The organism is Variovorax sp. NFACC27, assembly GCF_048301545.1.
Lineage (GTDB): Bacteria > Pseudomonadota > Gammaproteobacteria > Burkholderiales > Burkholderiaceae_C > Variovorax > Variovorax gossypii.
Map to the genome: position 1 here is coordinate 7,224,697 of NZ_CP157613.1, position 17,298 is coordinate 7,241,994.

Consider the following 17,298-nt stretch of genomic DNA (forward strand, 5'->3'; position numbering starts at 1 on the left):
GAAGTCTCCTTCGCTTGCTCGATGGCGATGGCGATGACGGCGCGCCGTCAGCTCGCCGGGCCCTTGACGGCCACGGCGCCATCGGCGGCCTTGACGCCGTACTGGTCGAACAGCTTCTGGAAGCTGCCATCGGCCTTCATGTCGTTCATGACCTTGGCCATCGCGGCGGCCAGGTCCTTGTTGCGCGCGGCCAGCGCGACCGGCGTGGGGAACAGGCCGTGCAGTACGCGCTCGAAGTCGCCGCGCTTCTGGTATTCGGCGCCGGTCGAGTCGATGGACAGCGCCACCTCGACCTGCCCCGCGCGCAGTGCCTGGAAGGCCATCGCGAAGTTCTCGAAGGTGCGGATGGTCATGCCCTTCATGCCCTTGTCGGTGAGCTGCTTGTCGAGCTCGCGCGCCTTGCGCTCCTCGAAGCCGCCGATCTCCACGCCGATGCTCTTGCCCGAGAGGTCTTCGGGCTTGGCGATCTTCAGCGGGTTGCCCTTGGCGGCGCTGATGCTGATGGCCTGGTCTTCATAGACGAGCATCTGCATCAGCTTGGCGCGCTCGTCGGTGAAGAAGATGCCGGTGTTGATGACGTCCCAGCGGCCGGCCTGCAGGCCGGGGATCATGGCCGAGAACTCGATGCGCACGTACTCGGGCGTGAGGCACAGGCGCTTGGCGATCTGCTCGCCCAGCTCCACGCGCATGCCCTTGAGTGCGCCGGACTGGTCGACGAACTGCATCGGCGGCAGCGTCGGGTTGACCGACATGGTCAGCGTGCCCTTCTTGACGAGGGCCGAATCCGGCACGGGCGACTTGCAGGCCTGCTGCGCGTTCGCGACGCCAGCGCAGGAGATGAAGAGTGCCGTTGCCGACGCGAGAGCGGGGAGCAGTTTCATGATGTTTGTCCTGGAGGGAGGATCGAGGCGACGAGGTGAGAAACGGAAAAAACGGGGAAACGGAGAAGCGGGAATGAGATGCCTGGCGTGGAGCGGCGGTGGCGTCAGGCGCGGATCGAGTCCAGCAGTTCGAGCCGCGCGAGCTCGCGGCGCAGGTCCGCGACGTCCGCATCGGGCAGCGGCAGGCGGGGGGCGCGGGGCTTGCCGACCGGCAGGCCCATCATCGACAGGCCGTCCTTGGAGGCCGCGACGTAGCGGTGGCCGCCGACCCAGCGCACGATAGGCAGCATCTTTTTATAGAGCGCGAGCGCGGCGGGCATGTCGCGCTCGTCGGCCACCAGCTCGAACAGGCGCGCCGACATCTTCGGGATGAGGTTGGAGCACACGGCCACCCAGCCCTGGGCGCCGAGCCAGAACGATTCGTAGCCCAGGATGCCCGCGAACACGGTCATGCGGTCGCCGCACAGCTCGATGATGTCGCGCACGCGGGTCACCTCGAGCGTCGACTCCTTGATGTACTTGCAGTTGTCGATGCGCGAGAGGCGCGCCACCAGCTCGGGCTTGAGGTCGACGTTGGCGGTGGCCGGGTTGTTGTAGACCATGATCGGAATGCCGATCGCCTCGCCCACCTTGCGGTAGTGCTCGAACAGCTCGTCGTCGGTGGGCGTGCTGTAGAAGGGCGGAATGATCATGACGCCGTCGGCGCCCATGTCCTCGGCCTCGCGGCTCAGCCGCACGCATTCGTCGGTCCACTCCGCTCCGGTGCCGATCAACACCGGCACGCGTTTTGCAGCGGTGCCCACGCAGGTTTCGATCACCAGCTGGCGCTCGTCGGGCGTCAGCGAGAGGAACTCACCGGTGCTTCCCAGGGGGATCAGCCCGTGGATGCCTTCCTCGATTTGCCAGTTGACCAGCTTCTTCAGCGCAGGCACGTCCACGTGCTTGCCGTCGGCGGTCATGGGGGTGATGAGCACCGTATAGGTGCCTCGGAACGCTGTCATGGGCAGTCCTTGGGGAAAATTCGGATCGACTCGGTATATGTATACGTTGAGTATACGTATACAATTCGACTCGTCAACCGTAAGTTGACGTTCTTCCTCCGCATTGCCCATGAGCGCCAGACTGACCCACCCTTCCATCACCCCGGCCGGGCGCCCCGTGCGCTTCTGGTACGACGGGCAGCCCGTCGAGGGCCTGGAAGGCGAAACCATCGCGGCGGCGCTGGCGGCCGGCGGCATCAAGGCGATGCGCCACACGCGCGGCGGCGAGCGCCGCGGTCTCTACTGCGGCATGGGGGCATGCTTCGACTGCCTCGTCACCGTCGATGGCCAGGCCAGCCAGCGCGCCTGCCTCACGAAAGTGGCCGACGGCCAGCAGGTTCGCTCGGCGCAGCCCGCCGGCACGCCCGACGATCCGCTGCGGCCGCTCACCCCAGGGCCCGGCGCCGAACCCGAGCGCCGGCAGGTCGACGTGCTCGTCGTCGGAGCTGGCCCGGCCGGACTTTCGGCCGCGCTCGCCGCGCGTCGCGCCGGTGCCGATGTGCTGGTACTCGACGAGCGCCCGCAGTCCGGCGGCCAGTTCTACAAGCCGCTCGCGCCTTCTCACGAGGCGCCCTCCCCGGCCGACCGCCAGTTCGCGCAGGGCCTCGCGCTCGAACATGAAGTCCGCGCAGCCGGCGTCGCCATCGCCCAGGGCGCGCAGGTCTGGGCCGCCTTCTCGCCGCGCGAGGTCGCGGCGCTCGTCGACGGACGAGCCTGCGTCATCAGCTGCCGGCAGCTCGTCATCGCACCCGGCGCCTACGAGCGCCCCGCGCCCTTCCCCGGCTGGACCCTGCCCGGAGTGATGACCACCGGCGCCGGCCAGACGCTCGCGCGCGCATACCGCGTCGCACCCGGGCGCCGCGTGGTGATCGCCGGCAACGGGCCGCTCAACCTGCAGCTCGCCGCGGAGCTTCTCGCCGGCGGCGCCGAGGTCGTCGCCGTGCTGGAGTCGGCCCCGCGCCCCTCGCCGCGGCAATGGCGTCATCTGCTGGCGGCGGCGCGCACGGCCCCCGACCTGCTGATCGATGGCTGGCGCTACATGCGGAAGCTGCGCGCGCACAAGGTGCCCGTGCTGTGGGAACACGCCGTCGTTTCCGCGGAAGGCTCCCCCGAATTGAGCTCGGTGCAAGTCGCGCGGATCGACGCCCAAGGCCACGCCGTGCCCTCCACGGCGCGCCGCCTCGAAGCCGACACGCTCTGTCTCGGCTACGGCTTCATCCCCTCCACCGAGCTCGCGCGCATGCTGGGCTGCGAGCACCGCCTCGCGCCCCGCCACCTCGGCTATCTCGCGACCGTCACGCAGGAAGACGGAGCCACCAGCCTGCCCGGCGTGTACGTGGTGGGCGACGGCGCCGATCTCGGCGGCTCCCGCGTCGCGCTTGCGCGCGGCACGCTGGCGGGCACCGCCGTCGCGCGCAATCTGGGCCTGCAAGCCCCGGAACCCGAAGAAGCGACGGAAAAACTGCATCGCGCCGAATGCTTCCAGCAGGCGCTGTGGTCGATCTACGCACCGCCGCCCATATCCCTCGAAGCGGTGCCCGACGAAACCCTGCTGTGCCGCTGCGAGGAGATCACCTTCGGCTCGGTGCGCGAGCAGATCCGAGCCGGCAGCGACACGCTGGCCGCGCTCAAGCGCAACACGCGCCTGGGCATGGGCCGCTGCCAGGCGCGCTACTGCGCCGTCACCGCTGGCAGGTTGTTGACCGAGATGACCGGCCGACCGCCGCAGGTGGAGCAGTACTTCGCGCCTCGCCCACCAGCCAAGCCGGTGCCGGCCGGCGCACTCGGCTTCGAGAAACCCGAGTGGGGCGGCCACAAGCCCGCCATCACGCCCAACCTCGCGCGGCCGGTGGAACAAGCGCCGTTCGAGACCACTCTGCGCACCGACGTGCTCGTGATCGGCGCCGGCGTGCTCGGCTCCTGCCTCGGCTACTACCTGTCGAAGGCCGGCCAGGACGTGACGGTAGTCGACCGCGACGACATCAACCTGCAGGCCTCGGGCGCCAACGCCGGCAGCCTGCACGTGCAACTGCTGTCCTTCGACTTCGGCGCCAAGGCGCAGGAAGGCGGTGGCCCGGCCGCGGCCACCTTGCCGCTCGGGCCGATGTCGGTGCGCCTGTGGCAGGAGATCGAGGCCGACTGCGGCGAAGACCTGGAGATCAAGATCACCGGCGGCCTCATGGTCGCCGACAGCGAGGCCGGCATGCGCTTTCTTGAAGCCAAGGCCGCGCTGGAGCGCAGCCACGGCATCGACGCGCAGGTGATCGACAGCGCCGAGCTGCGCCGCCTCTCACCTGCGCTATCGGCCGAGTTGCTGGGCGCCGAACTCTGCCCCATGGAAGGAAAGATCAACCCGCTGCGTGCCACCTACGCGGTCGCGCGGCGCGCGCAACAGCAGGGTGCGCGCATGCTGCGCGGCTGCGACGTGCAGTCCATCGAAGCGCTGCCGGGCGAAGGCGCCGGCTTCATGGTGCGCACCTCGCGCGGCACCATCCACGCCGGGCGCGTCGTGAACGCGAGCGGCGCGTGGTCGAGCGCCGTCGGCCGCATGCTGGGCGTGAGCATCCCGGTCAAGGGCGCCCCGCTGCAGATGATCGTGACCGAGCCCGCGCCGCCGCTGGTCAATCATCTCGTCGCGCACGCCGACCGGCACCTGAGCCTGAAGCAGGCGGCCAGCGGCGGCCTGATCATCGGCGGCGGCTGGACAGCCGCCTTCAACGAGGACATGCGCCTCAACCGCGCCGAACGCGAGAGCATCGAAGGCAACCTCTGGGTGGCCGGCCACGTACTGCCGGCCGTGCGCGGGCTGCACATGGTGCGCTGCTGGGCCGGCATGAACGTGAACATCGACGGCGCGCCGATCCTCGGCGAAGTGCCGGGCCGCCCCGGCTTCTACAACGCCGTGACCTCCAACGGCTACACGCTCGCCCCCATCACCGCGCGGCTGGTCACCGACCTGATCGTGCGCGGCCGCGCCGACATCGACATCAGCCCCTTTCTCATCGACCGCTTCCTCTGACCGCCATGACCGAAAACGCCTCCCCGCGCGACACGCTGCGCGACTTCATCGACACGCACTTCGACGAGCAGGTGCGCACCCTCGCCGAGCTGGTGCGCTGCCCCTCAGACAACCCGCCGGGCGACTGCGCCCCGCATGCCGAGCTCACCGCGCGGCTGCTCGAGGCCATGGGCTTCGAGGTGGAGCGCCATGAGGTGCCCGCCGAACACGCGGCCGCGCACGGCATGCGCAGCGTGACCAACCTGATCGTGCGCGAACGCTTCGGCGACGGCCCGGTGGTGGCGCTCAATGCGCACGGCGACGTGGTTCCGCCCGGCGCGGGCTGGAGCGTCGACCCCTACGGCGGCGAGGTGCGCGACGGCTGGCTCTACGGACGCGGCGCCGCGGTGTCGAAGTCGGACTTCACCACCTACGCCTTCGCGATGCGCGCGCTCAAGCACCTCGCGGCCTCGGGCACGCCGCTGGCCGGCACGCTGGAGCTGCACCTGACCTACGACGAGGAGACCGGCGGCATGACCGGCCCCGCTTGGATCCTCTCGAAGGGCCTGAGCAAGCCCGACTTCGTGCTTTCCGCCGCGTTCTCTCACCACGTCGTGGTGGCGCACAACGGCTGCCTCCACCTCGAGGTCGTCGTGCGCGGCACTTCGGCGCATGCCGCGCGCCCCGACACCGGCCACGACGCGATCGAAGCCGCGGCCACCCTGCTGCCCGCGCTCTACCGCTACCGCGACAGCCTCGCCGCCCGCCCCTCGCGCACGCCGGGCATCACCCATCCCACGATGGTGGTGGGCCTGATCGACGGCGGCATCAACACCAACGTGGTGTCCGACGTGCTGACCCTGCGCATCGACCGGCGCATCGTGCCCGAGGAATCGCCCGAGGCCGTCGAGGCCGAGCTGCGCGAAGTGATCGAAGCGGCCTGCCGCCCGCTGCCCGGCATCTCGGCGGAAGTCCGCCAGATCCTGCTGGCCCGCCCCTTCGCGCCCGCGCCCGGCGCCGACGAACTGGCTGCCCTGGTGTGCCAGGAGGCCAGCGAAGTGATGGGCAAGCCCGTGACGCCCATCGGCGTGCCGCTGTACACCGACGCCCGCCTGTACAGCGAGGCGGGCATTCCCACCGTGATGTACGGCGCCGGCCCCGAGTCGCTGCTCGAAGCCAACGGGCATCGCGCCGACGAGCGCGTGCCGCTGGACGAGCTGCGCAAGGCCACGCGCGTGGTCGCCAACACCCTCCACCGGCTGCTCACGCGCTGAATCCCATCGCATCGAGGACACGACATGATCGAGATAAGCCACGTCGACAAGAGCTACGGCGCCTTCCAGGTGCTGACCGACTGCACCACCCAGGTCCGCAAGGGCGAGGTCGTGGTGGTCTGCGGGCCTTCGGGCTCGGGCAAGTCCACCCTCATCAAGTGCGTCAATGCGCTGGAGCCGTTCCAGCGGGGCCGCATCACCGTCGACGGCGTGTCGGTGGGCGATCCGAAGACCGATCTCAACAGGCTGCGCGCCCGCGTGGGCATGGTGTTCCAGCACTTCGAGCTGTTCCCGCACCTGTCGATCGAGGACAACCTGTCGATCGCGCAGGTCAAGGTGCTCAAGCGCTCCGCCTCCGAGGCCCGCACCGCATCCATGGCGCTGCTGCAGCGCGTCGGCATGCGCGCCCATGCGCACAAGTTTCCCAGCCAGCTCTCCGGTGGCCAGCAGCAGCGCGTGGCGATCGCCCGCGCGCTCGCGATGAACCCGGTGGCCATGCTGTTCGACGAGCCCACCTCCGCGCTCGACCCGGAGATGGTCAACGAGGTGCTCGACGTGATGGTCGAGCTCGCACGCGAAGGCATGACGATGATGTGCGTCACCCACGAGATGGGCTTCGCGCGCAAGGTGGCGAACCGCGTGATCTTCATGGACCGCGGGCGCATCGTCGAGGACTGCGCCAAGGAGGAGTTCTTCGGCAACCCCTCGGGGCGCTCCGACCGCGCGCGGCAGTTCCTCTCGAAGATCCTGCAGCATTGAGACGGCACCGCCTGCGCCTGGAGCCGCCGGGATCTCACCTGGGCTGGATCGCCCGCCTGATCCGGTCCGCGTAGGTCGTCAGCGTCGGCACCATCGCCACGACCTCCTCCAGCGTGCGGCGGCTCTTCGGTGCGGAGATCGTGAGCGCCGCCACGACCTGGCCGTCCGTGTTCTGTATGGCCACCGCGGCGCCGACCACGCCGACGATGTACTCCGACTCGTTGGCCGCATACCCCTGGTTCTTCACCTTCCGAAGGCGCTCCTGGAGCACCTTGGGCTCGGTGATGGTCTTGGGCGTGAGCGGCTCCCAGGGCCCCGAGGCCATGAACCTGGCGAGTTCGTCCGGCGGCAGCGCCGCCAGGAAGACCTGCCCGCTGGACGTGCAGTGCAGCGGTGCCTTCTGCCCGGCCTGGAACTGCAGCGTGAGCGGAGACTGCCCCATGACGCTCGCGATGTACTCGACCTCGCCGGAGGACATCAGCGCGAGGCCGCAGGTCTCCCCGGTCTTCTGCGCAACGGCCGTCAGCAGCGCCTGGATCGGCGCGTAGACGATCGTGGAGCCCAGGATCGACGTCGCCAGCCCGACCAGCTTGGGCGCGACCGCGTACTTGCCCTTGACCGGCATCTTCTGGAGGAACTGCAGCTCCTCCAGCGTGGCGATCATGCGATGCGCCGTGGGCCTGGGCAGGTCGAGGAGGTAGACGATGTCGGCCGCGGAGATCATGCCCATCTTCGCCGCCAGGTTGAGCACCGCGAACAGCCGCTCGACAGGCGTTCCCGCGACGGCCGTCGAGGTCTTCTTCGCTTTCCTGGTCGCAGCGCCCATGGCCGCATTATTCCGGCTTCTAGCGTCGGCCCGGGACGGCATAGCGACTCTTCAGTACGGCCACGAGCTGCGACGTCGCCGAGCAGAGCACCATGTAGATCACGGCGACCGCCAGGTACATCTCGACGAGGCGCGCATCGCGCTGGGCGATCTTCGAGGCGGCGCCCAGCAGGTCGGTGACCGACAGCACGTAGACCAGCGAGGTGTCCTGGAACAGGATGATCGTCTGCGTGAGCAGGATCGGGCTGACCACGCGCAGCACCTGCGGCAGGATGATCAACCGGTAGCCTTGCCAGGTCGACATCCCCAGCGCCCTGCACGCGCCGTACTGCCCCTTCGCGATCGACTTGAACCCGGCGCGGATGATCTCGGCGTAGTAGGCGGCCTCGAACAGCGTGAACGTCACGAAGGCAGTCCACACGGGTCCGATCTGCACGGGTCGCGAAGCCCCGGTCATCCACATCAGCACGAGCGGCATCAGGAAGAAGAACCAGAAGAGCACCATGATCAGCGGCACCGAGCGAATCAGCGTGATGTACGCGCTCGCGAGCTGCGACGCGACCGGCACCTCCAGGTGCCTCACGAGAGCGAGCCCGATGCCGAGCACCAGGCCGCCGGCAAAGCCGACCGCCGTGAGCTGCAGGGAGAACACCAGGCCGTCGAGCAGGAATGGCCAGGCCTGCGCGATCACGGAGAAGTCGAAGTGGTTCATGGCTTCGCCGCCTCCTTTCGCATGGGAAAGAAAAGGAATCGGCGCTTCGCGATCACGGGCTCCGTGCCGGGCGTGCGAAGTCGTTTCTCCAGGCCGTGCATGACGGCGTAGACGGAGAGCGCGAGCAGCAGATAGAGGATGGTTGCCGCGCCGAAGGCCTGGAAGGTCTTGAAGGTGAACTCGTTGATCTGCCGGGCCTGTGCGGTGAGCTCGAGGAGGCCGATGGTCAGTGCCACAGACGTGTTCTTGAAGATGCCCATCACCTCGCTGGTCAGCGTCGGCATGATGATGCGCAGCGCCTGCGGCAGCAGGATGGTGCGATACACCCCCAGCTCCGTCATGCCCAGTGCCCGGGCCGCCGAGCGTTGGCCGTAGGGCAAGGCTTCGATTCCTGCCTTGACCTGCTCAGCCACCCGCGCACCGGTGTAGAGCGACAGCGCGATCAGCGCGGGAAAGAAGGCGCCCCAGGGCGGCACCATCTTCTTCATCGCGCTGCCGAGATCGGCCGGCAGCAGTTCCGGCAGCACGAAGTACCAGAGGAACATCTGGACGATGATGGGAATGTTGCGGAAGACCTCGACGTAGAGCCGCGCGGCCAGCGCGATGGCCCTGTTGGAGGATGTCCGGCCGCAGCCGACCAGAACCCCCAGCACGAAGGCCACGCACCAGCCCGCCAGGGCCAGCGCGACCGTCCAGGCCAGGCCGCTGAACAGCCAGGCGAGGTAGAGCTCCTCGCCGTCCTGGACTGTCTCGAAAAGAACTTCGAACACATCGAGCTCCGGTCAGTGTCAGGTGATGGTGGTCGCTATGCCTCAGTCGATCCGGTCGCTCGGGGCCTTCACGCGCTCCCTGAGCTTCTCCGTCATCGGAAAGGCCAGGCTCACGTTGCGCGGCGGGATCGGCGACTCGAACCACTTCCTGTAGAGCCTGTCGAACTCGCCGCTCTTCATGAGGCCGCCGATCACGCCGTCGACAAGAGCTTTGAACGCCGGGTCGTCCTTTCCCAGCATCAGGCCGTAGTAGATATTGTCGAAGCCGCCGGGCACGAGGGCAAACGACGCCGGGTTGCGCGAGTTCGCCTTCTCGCCCGCCAGCAGGATGTCGTCCTCGAGCCAGGCCACGGCCCGGTTGCTGTCGAGCGTGAGCATCGACTCGCCATGGTCCTTGGCCGCGATCGTCATCAGCGCCATCTTCTGTTCTTCGTTGAACTTGCGCGCGAAGCCCACGGCGTTGGAGCCTTGCGTAACCACGATGGTCTTGCCCTTGAGGTCGGCCGCGCTCTTCACGCCGGAGTCCACGCGCACCAGCCACAGCGGCTGGCTGACGAAGGTGGCCACGGAGAACGCGACCTGCTTCTGCCGCGCCGCGTTGTTCGCCGTGCCTCCGCACTCGACGTCCACGGTGCCGTTGACGACCAGCGGGATGCGGTTCGACGAGTTGACGGCCACCTGCTTGACCTCCAGCTTCGGCAGGTTCAGCTGCTGCTTCACCTTGTCCACGATGGCCGCGCACAGGTCCATCGAGATGCCGACGGGCTTCTGCTGGCCGTCCAGGAACGAGAACGGCACGGACGACTCGCGGTAGCCGAGCGTGATCGCCCCGGTTTCCTTGATCTTCTGCAGCGTGTCCCCGCCGGTCTGGGCGAAGCTGGGCATGGTCGCGGCCAGCAGGCATGCGGCTGCAACGGTGAGAAACGACGACTTCGGGTTCATGAAGACTCTCCTGCGATCAATGAAGAAAAAACGGATGGCGATCAGTCGACCCGGCTTGCCGCGGCCGGCTGGGCGGCACGGCTCAGGCGCTGCCGGATCAGCGATACGACCTGGTCGACGTCTTCGGAAGTGTTGAAGAGGCCGAAGGAGATGCGGATGCCGCCGCGCTCGGGCGATACGCGAACCTGGTTCTGCGTGAAGTAGTCCAGCCACTCCGCGACCGGCAGGTCCAGCACGTAGATGTGCGCGCGGCCCGCACGGGCTCGTGGACCGACGAGGCGCACGCCGAGCGTTTCGAGCCCGCCAATCAGCCGGTCGCCCAGCTCGAGCACATGGGCCTCGATGCGATCGACGCCGGTCTTTCGAATGAGTTCGATCGAGCTCGCCAAGGCATGCAGGTCGGGGAGGTTGTAGTTGCCGAACTCGAAGCGCCCTGCATCCTTGCGCGGCGTCAGATCGTCGGGCCGCGCGATGTAGTCCTCGGGAGGATTCGCCAGGCTGCTCATCGCCAGGTACGCCGGCTGCAGCTCGTCGAGACCTGCCTTCACATAGAGGATGCCCAGCCCCTGGGGCACCAGCAATCCCTTGTGGCAACCGGCCGCCAGCACGGACACGCCCAGCTTCCGCACATCGACCGGCAGCACGCCGATGGACTGCATCGCGTCGACGACCAGGTAGATGCCCTTTTGCGCGCACAGTCGGCCGATGCTTGCGATGTCGTGTCGCTGGCCCGCATGGAAGGTCACGTGCGACAACGAGATGACCCGGGTCCTGGCGTCGATGAAGGGCTCGAAGGTTTCCGCCGTCGCGACCTCGTCGTCCGCCACCTTCACGAAGCGCACCTGCACGCCCTTGCGCTTCAGGTTGAGCCAGGCATAGGCATTGTTCGGATGGTCGCCCTCGAGCATCAGGACCGTGTCGCCTTCCGCGAGCGGAACGGCATTGGCTGCGATGTTGAGGCCCTCGGACGTGTTCTTCGTGAAGGCGATCTCGCCGGGCGATGCGTTCAGCAGCGCGGCGACGTCCTCCCGGGCGCGCTCGACGCGGCGCATCCACACCGGCTTCGGGCCGGCCATCTCGTTGCCTTCCGCGAGAAATTCGGAAAGCGCCTGGCGCACGCAGGTCGCCATGGGTGTCTGGTGCGCGGAGTCCAGGTAGAGCATCCGCTTGGTGACCGGAAACTCCTGGCGGATGGAATCAATCTCGAGAATGGCGGACATGGCTTCCTCAGTTCAACAATCGTTGCCCCGGAATGGGGCGGCTGGTGCACGGAACGCATGACCCCCGTGTGACGTGAATCGATGCGACGGTGTCATCCTAGGAGTGCCTTCGAGTCACCACGTCTCGATATTCGGCCGTTCCGGAGGCCGGGCTTACGAGGAAAAACACGGGTAGATCGCTCCAGAAGTCGCGTCCGGATTTCGAGACAAAATTTCGCTGCAAACCGCGTCGAACGAGCGCTTCCAAGCACTGCCTGCAGGGTTTTGGAGAGGGCTGGGCAGCAGGCGCCCCCTGCGATGACGCCCTTGCCAGAGCAGGACTCCTGCACCATGCCGGGGCGACGTGAGCCCGGAACCGTTCGGATGATTTTTTGCGTTGCACTTTCCGGACGCGAATGCAACCAGCGCGCCACACGGGCAAGCGCGATGCAGGAGGCGGCCTGCGAAAGCCCACGCGTCGGGCTCCTGCGTATCGAAATCCGAACACCTCGAGGCGGCATGCGGACATACCATCCGCCGCGCCCTGCAGCTGCAGGACTTCGTGAGCAGGCTGATTGCCGTGCCATGCGCTTCGGTGCTTGCGGGTTTCCCTCTGCCACGAAGCCAACGTACATCGCCGCGCCTTGCGGCGTTCGCCCCTCGAGGAACCTTCGTACCATGAAAACCAAAGCCGCCGTCGCCTGGAAATCCGCAGCTCCGCTCACCATCGAAACCGTGGACCTCGAAGGCCCGAAGTTCGGCGAAGTGCTCGTCGAGATCAAGGCCACCGGCATCTGCCACACCGACTACTACACCCTCTCGGGCGCCGACCCCGAAGGCATCTTCCCCGCCATCCTGGGCCATGAAGGCGCGGGCATCGTGGTCGACGTCGGCCCCGGCGTCACCACCCTGAAGAAGGGCGACCACGTCATTCCGCTGTACACCCCCGAATGCCGCCAGTGCAAGTTCTGCCTGAGCCGCAAGACCAACCTGTGCCAGCTCATCCGCGGCACCCAGGGCAAGGGCCTGATGCCCGACGGCACCAGCCGCTTCAGCCTCGACGGCAAGCCCATCGCCCACTACATGGGTACCAGCACCTTCAGCAACTACACGGTGGCGCCCGAGATCTCCCTGGCCAAGATCCGCGAGGACGCCCCCTTCGACAAGGTCTGCTACATCGGCTGCGGCGTGACCACCGGCATCGGCGCGGTGATCTTCACCGCCAAGGTGGAAGCCGGCGCCAACGTGGTCGTGTTCGGCCTGGGCGGCATCGGCCTGAACGTGATCCAGGGCGCGAAGATGGTGGGCGCCGACAAGATCATCGGCATCGACCTGAATCCCGCGCGCGAGGAAATGGCACGCAAGTTCGGCATGACGCACTTCCTGAACCCGAAGGACCACGAGAACATCGTGGATGCGATCGTGCAGCTGACCGACGGCGGCGCGGACTACAGCTTCGAGTGCATCGGCAACACGAAGGTGATGCGCCAGGCGCTGGAGTGCACGCACAAGGGCTGGGGGCGCAGCATCATCATCGGCGTGGCGGAGGCTGGTGCGGAGATCAGCACGCGGCCGTTCCAGCTGGTCACGGGCCGCAAGTGGGAGGGCTCGGCCTTCGGCGGCGCACGCGGGCGCACGGACGTGCCGAAGATCGTGGACTGGTACATGGAAGGCAAGATCGACATCGACAGCCTGATCACGCACACCATGCCGCTGGAGAAGATCAACGAGGGCTTCGACCTGATGAAGCGCGGCGAGTCGATCCGCGGCGTGGTGCTGTACTGAGCGATGAGCTTCACGCTGGTCCCGGAGCACTTCTGCCATGGTGGCGCGCAACGACTGGCAGCGGATGGGATAGGCCTGTCAGTTCGTTCTTGATTTCTGTCGAACACCAGAAAGAAAAAAGCCGTTGAGTTCATCAACGGCTTTCTTGCTTGGTAGAGAGCTATCCCGGGAGCTGGGTCGTCCGCGACATGCTCAATAGGAGCCTTCCCGCGGGAGCTTGACCGGATGAAGCTCCAGATCGCCGAACTGGTCGATCACGACGGCTCTCATTGCCGCGACAAGAAGAGTCTCGCCATTGGCCTCGACTGTCCTGAAGCCCTGCTTGACGGCGATGCACCATCTGGTCGCCCCGAATCCGTCCCACCTGAAGCTGATCCGCTCCCTGTCGATGATCGGTCCGCCATCGGACCACATCGAAGACGGAGCGAATGAAAACGCTTCGCGCTTTGCGGGAATCACGAAGCACGACGGCCTTCCCTGGGGCCGAAGGATGGTCGGCATCATGCCAAGGGCACGCGCCACCCAGTAGTCAAGTTCCGCCCCGTTTACTTCTGAAACTCTCATGACCAGCCATTCTTCCGGGAAAGACCCCGGAGCCGGCACCAGGAACGGCGGCATTCGTGACGTTTTGCATCGAATGCACTGAAAGCTTCCCACTTTTCCCTGGGTTGACACAGAGGGAAGGCAACACCGAACGACTGCCTTAGGCCTACACCCGGCTCGAAGGCCCGTGATGTAAAGCGCTTACAAATTCGCAGGTTCTCTTGCCGAGTCCAGCAACACGCGCCAGGGCCGTGACTGTTACGGCCCTGGCATGTAACAACGCTACGTAACAAGCGCCGAAGCGCGCCCGCCAGGAGGCCTCCCGACGGGCTTCCTTCACACCGTGCCTGCCGAAAATCCATATGCAGATCAACGACTTGCATATGGATCGGCGCCGTTCCGGCAGCTGCGCAAAAAAGCGGCACACAAGTTGCCCCGTCAGCCAGTCCCATCACCGAGGAGGCTGCCATGACGGATGCCAACACAACGATTTCTTCGACCGCCGGAGGCGCCGATGGCGGTGCCGCACCGGTGATCCTCGCGCAATCGACAGTGAGGCCGGTCGCTCCCATGGGCGCGGCGGCCGCCACGGTGCCGCCGGCCGCGCCGGCAGGTGTCGGGTCGCTGTCCAACGCCACGCCCGGCACGGTCGTGATGCGCGACGGGGTGGCGATTCCCGTCTCGGGCAACCAGACGCTGATGGCCGGCGACCGCGTGATCGTTCCGCAGGACGGCCACGCCAATGTGCTCTTTCCCGGATCGGCCACCAACAAGGCCCCGCTCGCCGGCGTGTTCACCGGCGGAACCGACGCCACCATCAGCTCGACCAAGCTGGCCACCGGGCTCGAACAGGTGAACGTGGATGTGGCCAAGGGCGACCTCGAAGTGACCGCGCCCGACAGCGACGCCGAAGCCGCCGCGCTCGCGGTGAGCAAGAAAACCGCTGCCGGCAGCGGCATCGGATTGGGCGAGTTCGCGCTCGGCGCGCTGGGCGCCGTTGGGCTCGCCGCGGCACTGGGCGGTGGCGGCGGCAGCGACAGCGCCGTTCCCTTCTTCATTCCAGGCATCGGCGAAGGAGACGCCGATGCGGACTCCGATGCGGACGCAGATGCCGACGCTGATGCGGATGCGGATGCCGACTCGGATTCCGATGCAGATTCCGATTCCGATTCGGACTCGGATTCCGACTCGGATTCGGACGCAGACGCGGACGCAGACGCCGACCACCTGCTCGACCCGGGCGACGGCGTCGCCGGCCATCTGGTCGGCGCCCTCGACAACCTGCTCGGCCTGGGCGGGAGCGGCGGTACGGCAGCCGCCGCGCGCAGCGCCGCGGTCACCAACTCCGCGGGCACGCTGGGCTCGCTGCTGCCCACGGTCGACGGCCTCACCGACCTGGTGGACGACGTGCTCTCGCCCATCGCCGGCGACGAGTTCAGGCCCAACGATCCGAACGGGTTCGACCCGCTGGACAACACCGTCGACAACATCACCGTCAACCTCGGCGGCGTGCTCACTCCCGTGGTGGACGGCCTGCTGGGCAACGGATTGACCGACGCGCTCATCGGGTCGCTGAACGGCCAGGTCGACTACCTGACCGATGCGCTGAACAACATCCTCGAGAACGTGCTCGGCAGCGACGGCCTGCTCGGCGGCGTGACCACCGGCCTGGGCATCGACGGCCTCGTGGACGGCCTGATCGGCGACGACGGCGTGGTCAGCCAGGTGCTCGAAGGCCTGCTGGGCGACGGCAGCCTGATTGGCAGCGTGCTCGGCGAGGACGGACTGGTCGGGCAGTTGCTGGGCGATGGTGGCTTGCTGGGCGGTCTGCTCGGCGGCGACGGTGGATTGCTCGGTGGCGTGCTGGGTGATGACGGCCTGCTGGGCGGCCTGCTCGGCGGCGATGGTGGCCTCCTCGGCGGTGTGCTGGGCGACGACGGCCTGTTGGGTGGCCTGCTCGGAGGAGATAGCGGCCTCCTCGGTGGCGTGCTGGGTGACGACGGCTTGCTGGGTGGCTTGCTCGGCGGTGACGGCGGCCTCCTCGGCGGCGTGCTGGGTGACGACGGCCTGCTGGGCGGTGTGCTCGGCGGCGACGGCGGCCTCCTCGGCGGCGTGCTGGGCGACAACGGTCTGCTGGGAGGCTTGCTCGGCGGCGATGGTGGACTCCTCGGTGGAGTCCTGGGTGATGACGGCCTGCTGGGCGGCGTACTCGGCGGCGACGGTGGATTGCTCGGCGGCGTACTGGGTGACGACGGCCTGCTGGGCGGCGTACTCGGCGGCGACGGCGGCCTCCTCGGCGGCGTCCTGGGCGACGACGGCCCGCTGGGCGGCGTGCTCGGCGGAGAGGGCTCGCTCTCCGGCCTGCTGGGCAGCGAAGGTCTCACGGGCGGACTGCTCGGCGAGAGCGGACTGGTCGACAGCCTGCTCGGGCCCGACGGCACGGTCGGTCAGTTGCTGAGCGCGACCCCGCTGGCCGGCCTGCTGGGCGGCGAAGGTGGTCTGCTCGGCGGCGTGCTGGGCGATGACGGCCTGGTCGGTGGCCTGCTTGGCGGAGACGGACTGCTCGGCGGTGTACTGGCCGACGACGGTCTCCTCGGCGCCGAGGGTCCGCTCGGCGGTCTGCTGGGCGGCGCGCTCGGCGACGACGGCCTGCTGGGTGGCCTGCTTGGCGGCGACGGCGGCCTTCTCGGCGGCCTGCTGGGCGGCGATGGAGGCTTGCTCGGCGGCGTCCTTGGTGACGATGGACTGCTGGGTGGCGTTCTGGGCGACGACAGCCTCCTGGGCGGCGTGCTCGGCGGTGACGGTGGCCTCCTCGGCGGTGTACTCGGCGACGACGGCTTGCTGGGCGGAGTGCTCGGCGGCGGCGACAGCGGAGGCGGCCTGCTCGGTGGCGTCCTCGGCGAAGACGGCCTCGTGGGCAACCTCCTCGGCAGCGATGGCCTCCTCGGCGGCGTGGTCGGCGGCGGCAACAGCGAAGGCGGCCTCCTCGGCAGCGTCCTCGGCGAGAACGGCCTGCTGGGCGGTGTGCTCGGCGGCGACGGCGGCGGCGCAGGCGGTCTGCTCGGAGGCGTGCTCGGCGACGACGGCCTCGTCGGCAAGATCCTGGGCAACGACGGTCTGGTCGGCGGCCTGCTCGGCGCGCTGGGTGGCGACGGTCCGGTGGCCAACGTGCTGCAGCCGGCGGGAGACACGGCCGCCACGACGGTCGCCGCCGCCGGCAGCACGGCCGGCAGCACCACCGCCCCGGCGACGGACATCCTGGCCGGTGCCGCGAGCGCCGTCGCACCGGTTGTCGATACGGTGGCCGGCGTCGTCGAAGGCGCAGGCCATGCCGTGAGCACCGGGCTGGGCGACGCGGTGGCCCCGATCACCAGCCAGGTCGAGCAGACGGTGAGCCACGTCGTGAGCCCGGTCACCAACATCCTTCACGGCCTGCTGGGCTGACCAGGCCGGCGGACGGGCGGGCCCGCGCATCGCTTGCCGCAGGCAATGTAGGCAAGCGCCCACGCGCCCGGCCTGTCTTGTCCCGCAGTCACGGGCCGCCCGCGCGGCCAATCTGGAGGCCTGAA

The 17,298-nt window shown here is 68.0% G+C and carries 13 protein-coding genes; 5 read left to right on the forward strand and 8 right to left on the reverse strand.

All coding sequences use genetic code 11. From position 1 onward, the window contains the following. Nucleotides 1–47: 47 nt before the first annotated feature. A complete protein-coding gene (locus ABL840_RS33870; protein WP_093206512.1) occupies nucleotides 48–881 on the reverse strand; it encodes an ABC transporter substrate-binding protein in 834 nt (277 codons plus the stop codon). A gap of 104 nt (nucleotides 882–985) precedes the next feature. Next, nucleotides 986–1,882: a dihydrodipicolinate synthase family protein gene (locus ABL840_RS33875; RefSeq protein ID WP_093304456.1), complete on the reverse strand. Its 897-nt coding sequence runs from the start codon at nucleotides 1,880–1,882 to the stop codon at nucleotides 986–988. A gap of 109 nt (nucleotides 1,883–1,991) precedes the next feature. Between ABL840_RS33875 and ABL840_RS33880 the strand changes: the two genes are divergently transcribed. From ABL840_RS33880 to ABL840_RS33890, 3 genes are read left to right on the forward strand one after another with little or no spacing between them, the layout of a single operon-like run. Further along, nucleotides 1,992–4,940 (forward strand): FAD-dependent oxidoreductase, encoded by a 2,949-nt coding sequence (locus tag ABL840_RS33880; RefSeq protein ID WP_093304458.1) that lies wholly within the window; start codon nucleotides 1,992–1,994, stop codon nucleotides 4,938–4,940. 5 nt (nucleotides 4,941–4,945) lie between these two features. Then, on the forward strand, nucleotides 4,946–6,193 hold the full coding sequence (locus ABL840_RS33885) for a M20/M25/M40 family metallo-hydrolase (protein WP_093304460.1): 1,248 nt from the start codon (nucleotides 4,946–4,948) through the stop codon (nucleotides 6,191–6,193). A gap of 24 nt (nucleotides 6,194–6,217) precedes the next feature. Continuing rightward, nucleotides 6,218–6,952, forward strand: coding sequence for an amino acid ABC transporter ATP-binding protein (locus ABL840_RS33890; RefSeq protein ID WP_093206508.1), 735 nt, complete (start codon nucleotides 6,218–6,220; stop codon nucleotides 6,950–6,952). 34 nt (nucleotides 6,953–6,986) lie between these two features. Here the strand turns inward: ABL840_RS33890 and ABL840_RS33895 are convergent, their stop codons facing one another. The 5 genes from ABL840_RS33895 to ABL840_RS33915 are packed head-to-tail and all read right to left on the reverse strand — an operon-like array spanning nucleotide 6,987 to nucleotide 11,422. Continuing rightward, entirely contained in the window at nucleotides 6,987–7,778 is a 792-nt protein-coding gene (locus tag ABL840_RS33895; protein ID WP_170217132.1) for an IclR family transcriptional regulator, read from the reverse strand. A 19-nt stretch (nucleotides 7,779–7,797) separates the two neighbouring features. Then, entirely contained in the window at nucleotides 7,798–8,490 is a 693-nt protein-coding gene (locus tag ABL840_RS33900; protein WP_093206506.1) for an amino acid ABC transporter permease, read from the reverse strand. Further along, complete coding sequence (locus tag ABL840_RS33905) at nucleotides 8,487–9,260, reverse strand: amino acid ABC transporter permease (RefSeq protein ID WP_093304462.1); 774 nt, start codon at nucleotides 9,258–9,260, stop codon at nucleotides 8,487–8,489. Before ABL840_RS33905 ends, ABL840_RS33900 begins: the two co-directional genes overlap by 4 nt. Before the next feature lie 42 nt (nucleotides 9,261–9,302). Next, complete coding sequence (locus tag ABL840_RS33910) at nucleotides 9,303–10,202, reverse strand: transporter substrate-binding domain-containing protein (RefSeq protein ID WP_093304464.1); 900 nt, start codon at nucleotides 10,200–10,202, stop codon at nucleotides 9,303–9,305. 41 nt (nucleotides 10,203–10,243) lie between these two features. Then, entirely contained in the window at nucleotides 10,244–11,422 is a 1,179-nt protein-coding gene (locus tag ABL840_RS33915; protein ID WP_093304466.1) for an aminotransferase class V-fold PLP-dependent enzyme, read from the reverse strand. Between the two features lie 657 nt (nucleotides 11,423–12,079). On the opposite strand from ABL840_RS33915, the gene ABL840_RS33920 reads away from it, so the two are divergent. After that, a complete protein-coding gene (locus ABL840_RS33920) occupies nucleotides 12,080–13,186 on the forward strand; it encodes an S-(hydroxymethyl)glutathione dehydrogenase/class III alcohol dehydrogenase (RefSeq protein ID WP_093304468.1) in 1,107 nt (368 codons plus the stop codon). 192 nt (nucleotides 13,187–13,378) lie between these two features. Here ABL840_RS33920 and ABL840_RS33925 read toward each other — a convergent pair whose 3' ends face one another. Then, nucleotides 13,379–13,750 carry a phage protein NinX family protein gene (locus ABL840_RS33925; protein WP_093206025.1) on the reverse strand — a complete coding sequence of 124 codons (372 nt, stop codon included), beginning with the start codon at nucleotides 13,748–13,750 and terminating at the stop codon, nucleotides 13,379–13,381. Nucleotides 13,751–14,197: 447 nt separating this feature from the next. Here ABL840_RS33925 and ABL840_RS33930 point away from each other — a divergent pair, with 447 nt between their 5' ends. Continuing rightward, nucleotides 14,198–17,173 (forward strand): hypothetical protein, encoded by a 2,976-nt coding sequence (locus ABL840_RS33930; protein ID WP_093304470.1) that lies wholly within the window; start codon nucleotides 14,198–14,200, stop codon nucleotides 17,171–17,173. Nucleotides 17,174–17,298 lie beyond the last annotated feature (125 nt).

Excerpts from the sequence above, each read along its gene's own strand:
- ABL840_RS33875 (WP_093304456.1), bottom strand. The coding sequence starts at position 1,882 with ATGACAGCGTTCCGAGGCACCTATACGGTGCTCATCACCCCCATGACC.
- ABL840_RS33925 (WP_093206025.1), bottom strand. The coding sequence starts at position 13,750 with ATGAGAGTTTCAGAAGTAAACGGGGCGGAACTTGACTACTGGGTGGCG.
- ABL840_RS33920 (WP_093304468.1), top strand. The coding sequence starts at position 12,080 with ATGAAAACCAAAGCCGCCGTCGCCTGGAAATCCGCAGCTCCGCTCACC.
- ABL840_RS33895 (WP_170217132.1), bottom strand. The coding sequence starts at position 7,778 with ATGGGCGCTGCGACCAGGAAAGCGAAGAAGACCTCGACGGCCGTCGCG.
- ABL840_RS33890 (WP_093206508.1), top strand. The coding sequence starts at position 6,218 with ATGATCGAGATAAGCCACGTCGACAAGAGCTACGGCGCCTTCCAGGTG.
- ABL840_RS33885 (WP_093304460.1), top strand. The coding sequence starts at position 4,946 with ATGACCGAAAACGCCTCCCCGCGCGACACGCTGCGCGACTTCATCGAC.
- ABL840_RS33910 (WP_093304464.1), bottom strand. The coding sequence starts at position 10,202 with ATGAACCCGAAGTCGTCGTTTCTCACCGTTGCAGCCGCATGCCTGCTG.
- ABL840_RS33930 (WP_093304470.1), top strand. The coding sequence starts at position 14,198 with ATGACGGATGCCAACACAACGATTTCTTCGACCGCCGGAGGCGCCGAT.
- ABL840_RS33900 (WP_093206506.1), bottom strand. The coding sequence starts at position 8,490 with ATGAACCACTTCGACTTCTCCGTGATCGCGCAGGCCTGGCCATTCCTG.
- ABL840_RS33915 (WP_093304466.1), bottom strand. The coding sequence starts at position 11,422 with ATGTCCGCCATTCTCGAGATTGATTCCATCCGCCAGGAGTTTCCGGTC.
- ABL840_RS33880 (WP_093304458.1), top strand. The coding sequence starts at position 1,992 with ATGAGCGCCAGACTGACCCACCCTTCCATCACCCCGGCCGGGCGCCCC.
- ABL840_RS33870 (WP_093206512.1), bottom strand. The coding sequence starts at position 881 with ATGAAACTGCTCCCCGCTCTCGCGTCGGCAACGGCACTCTTCATCTCC.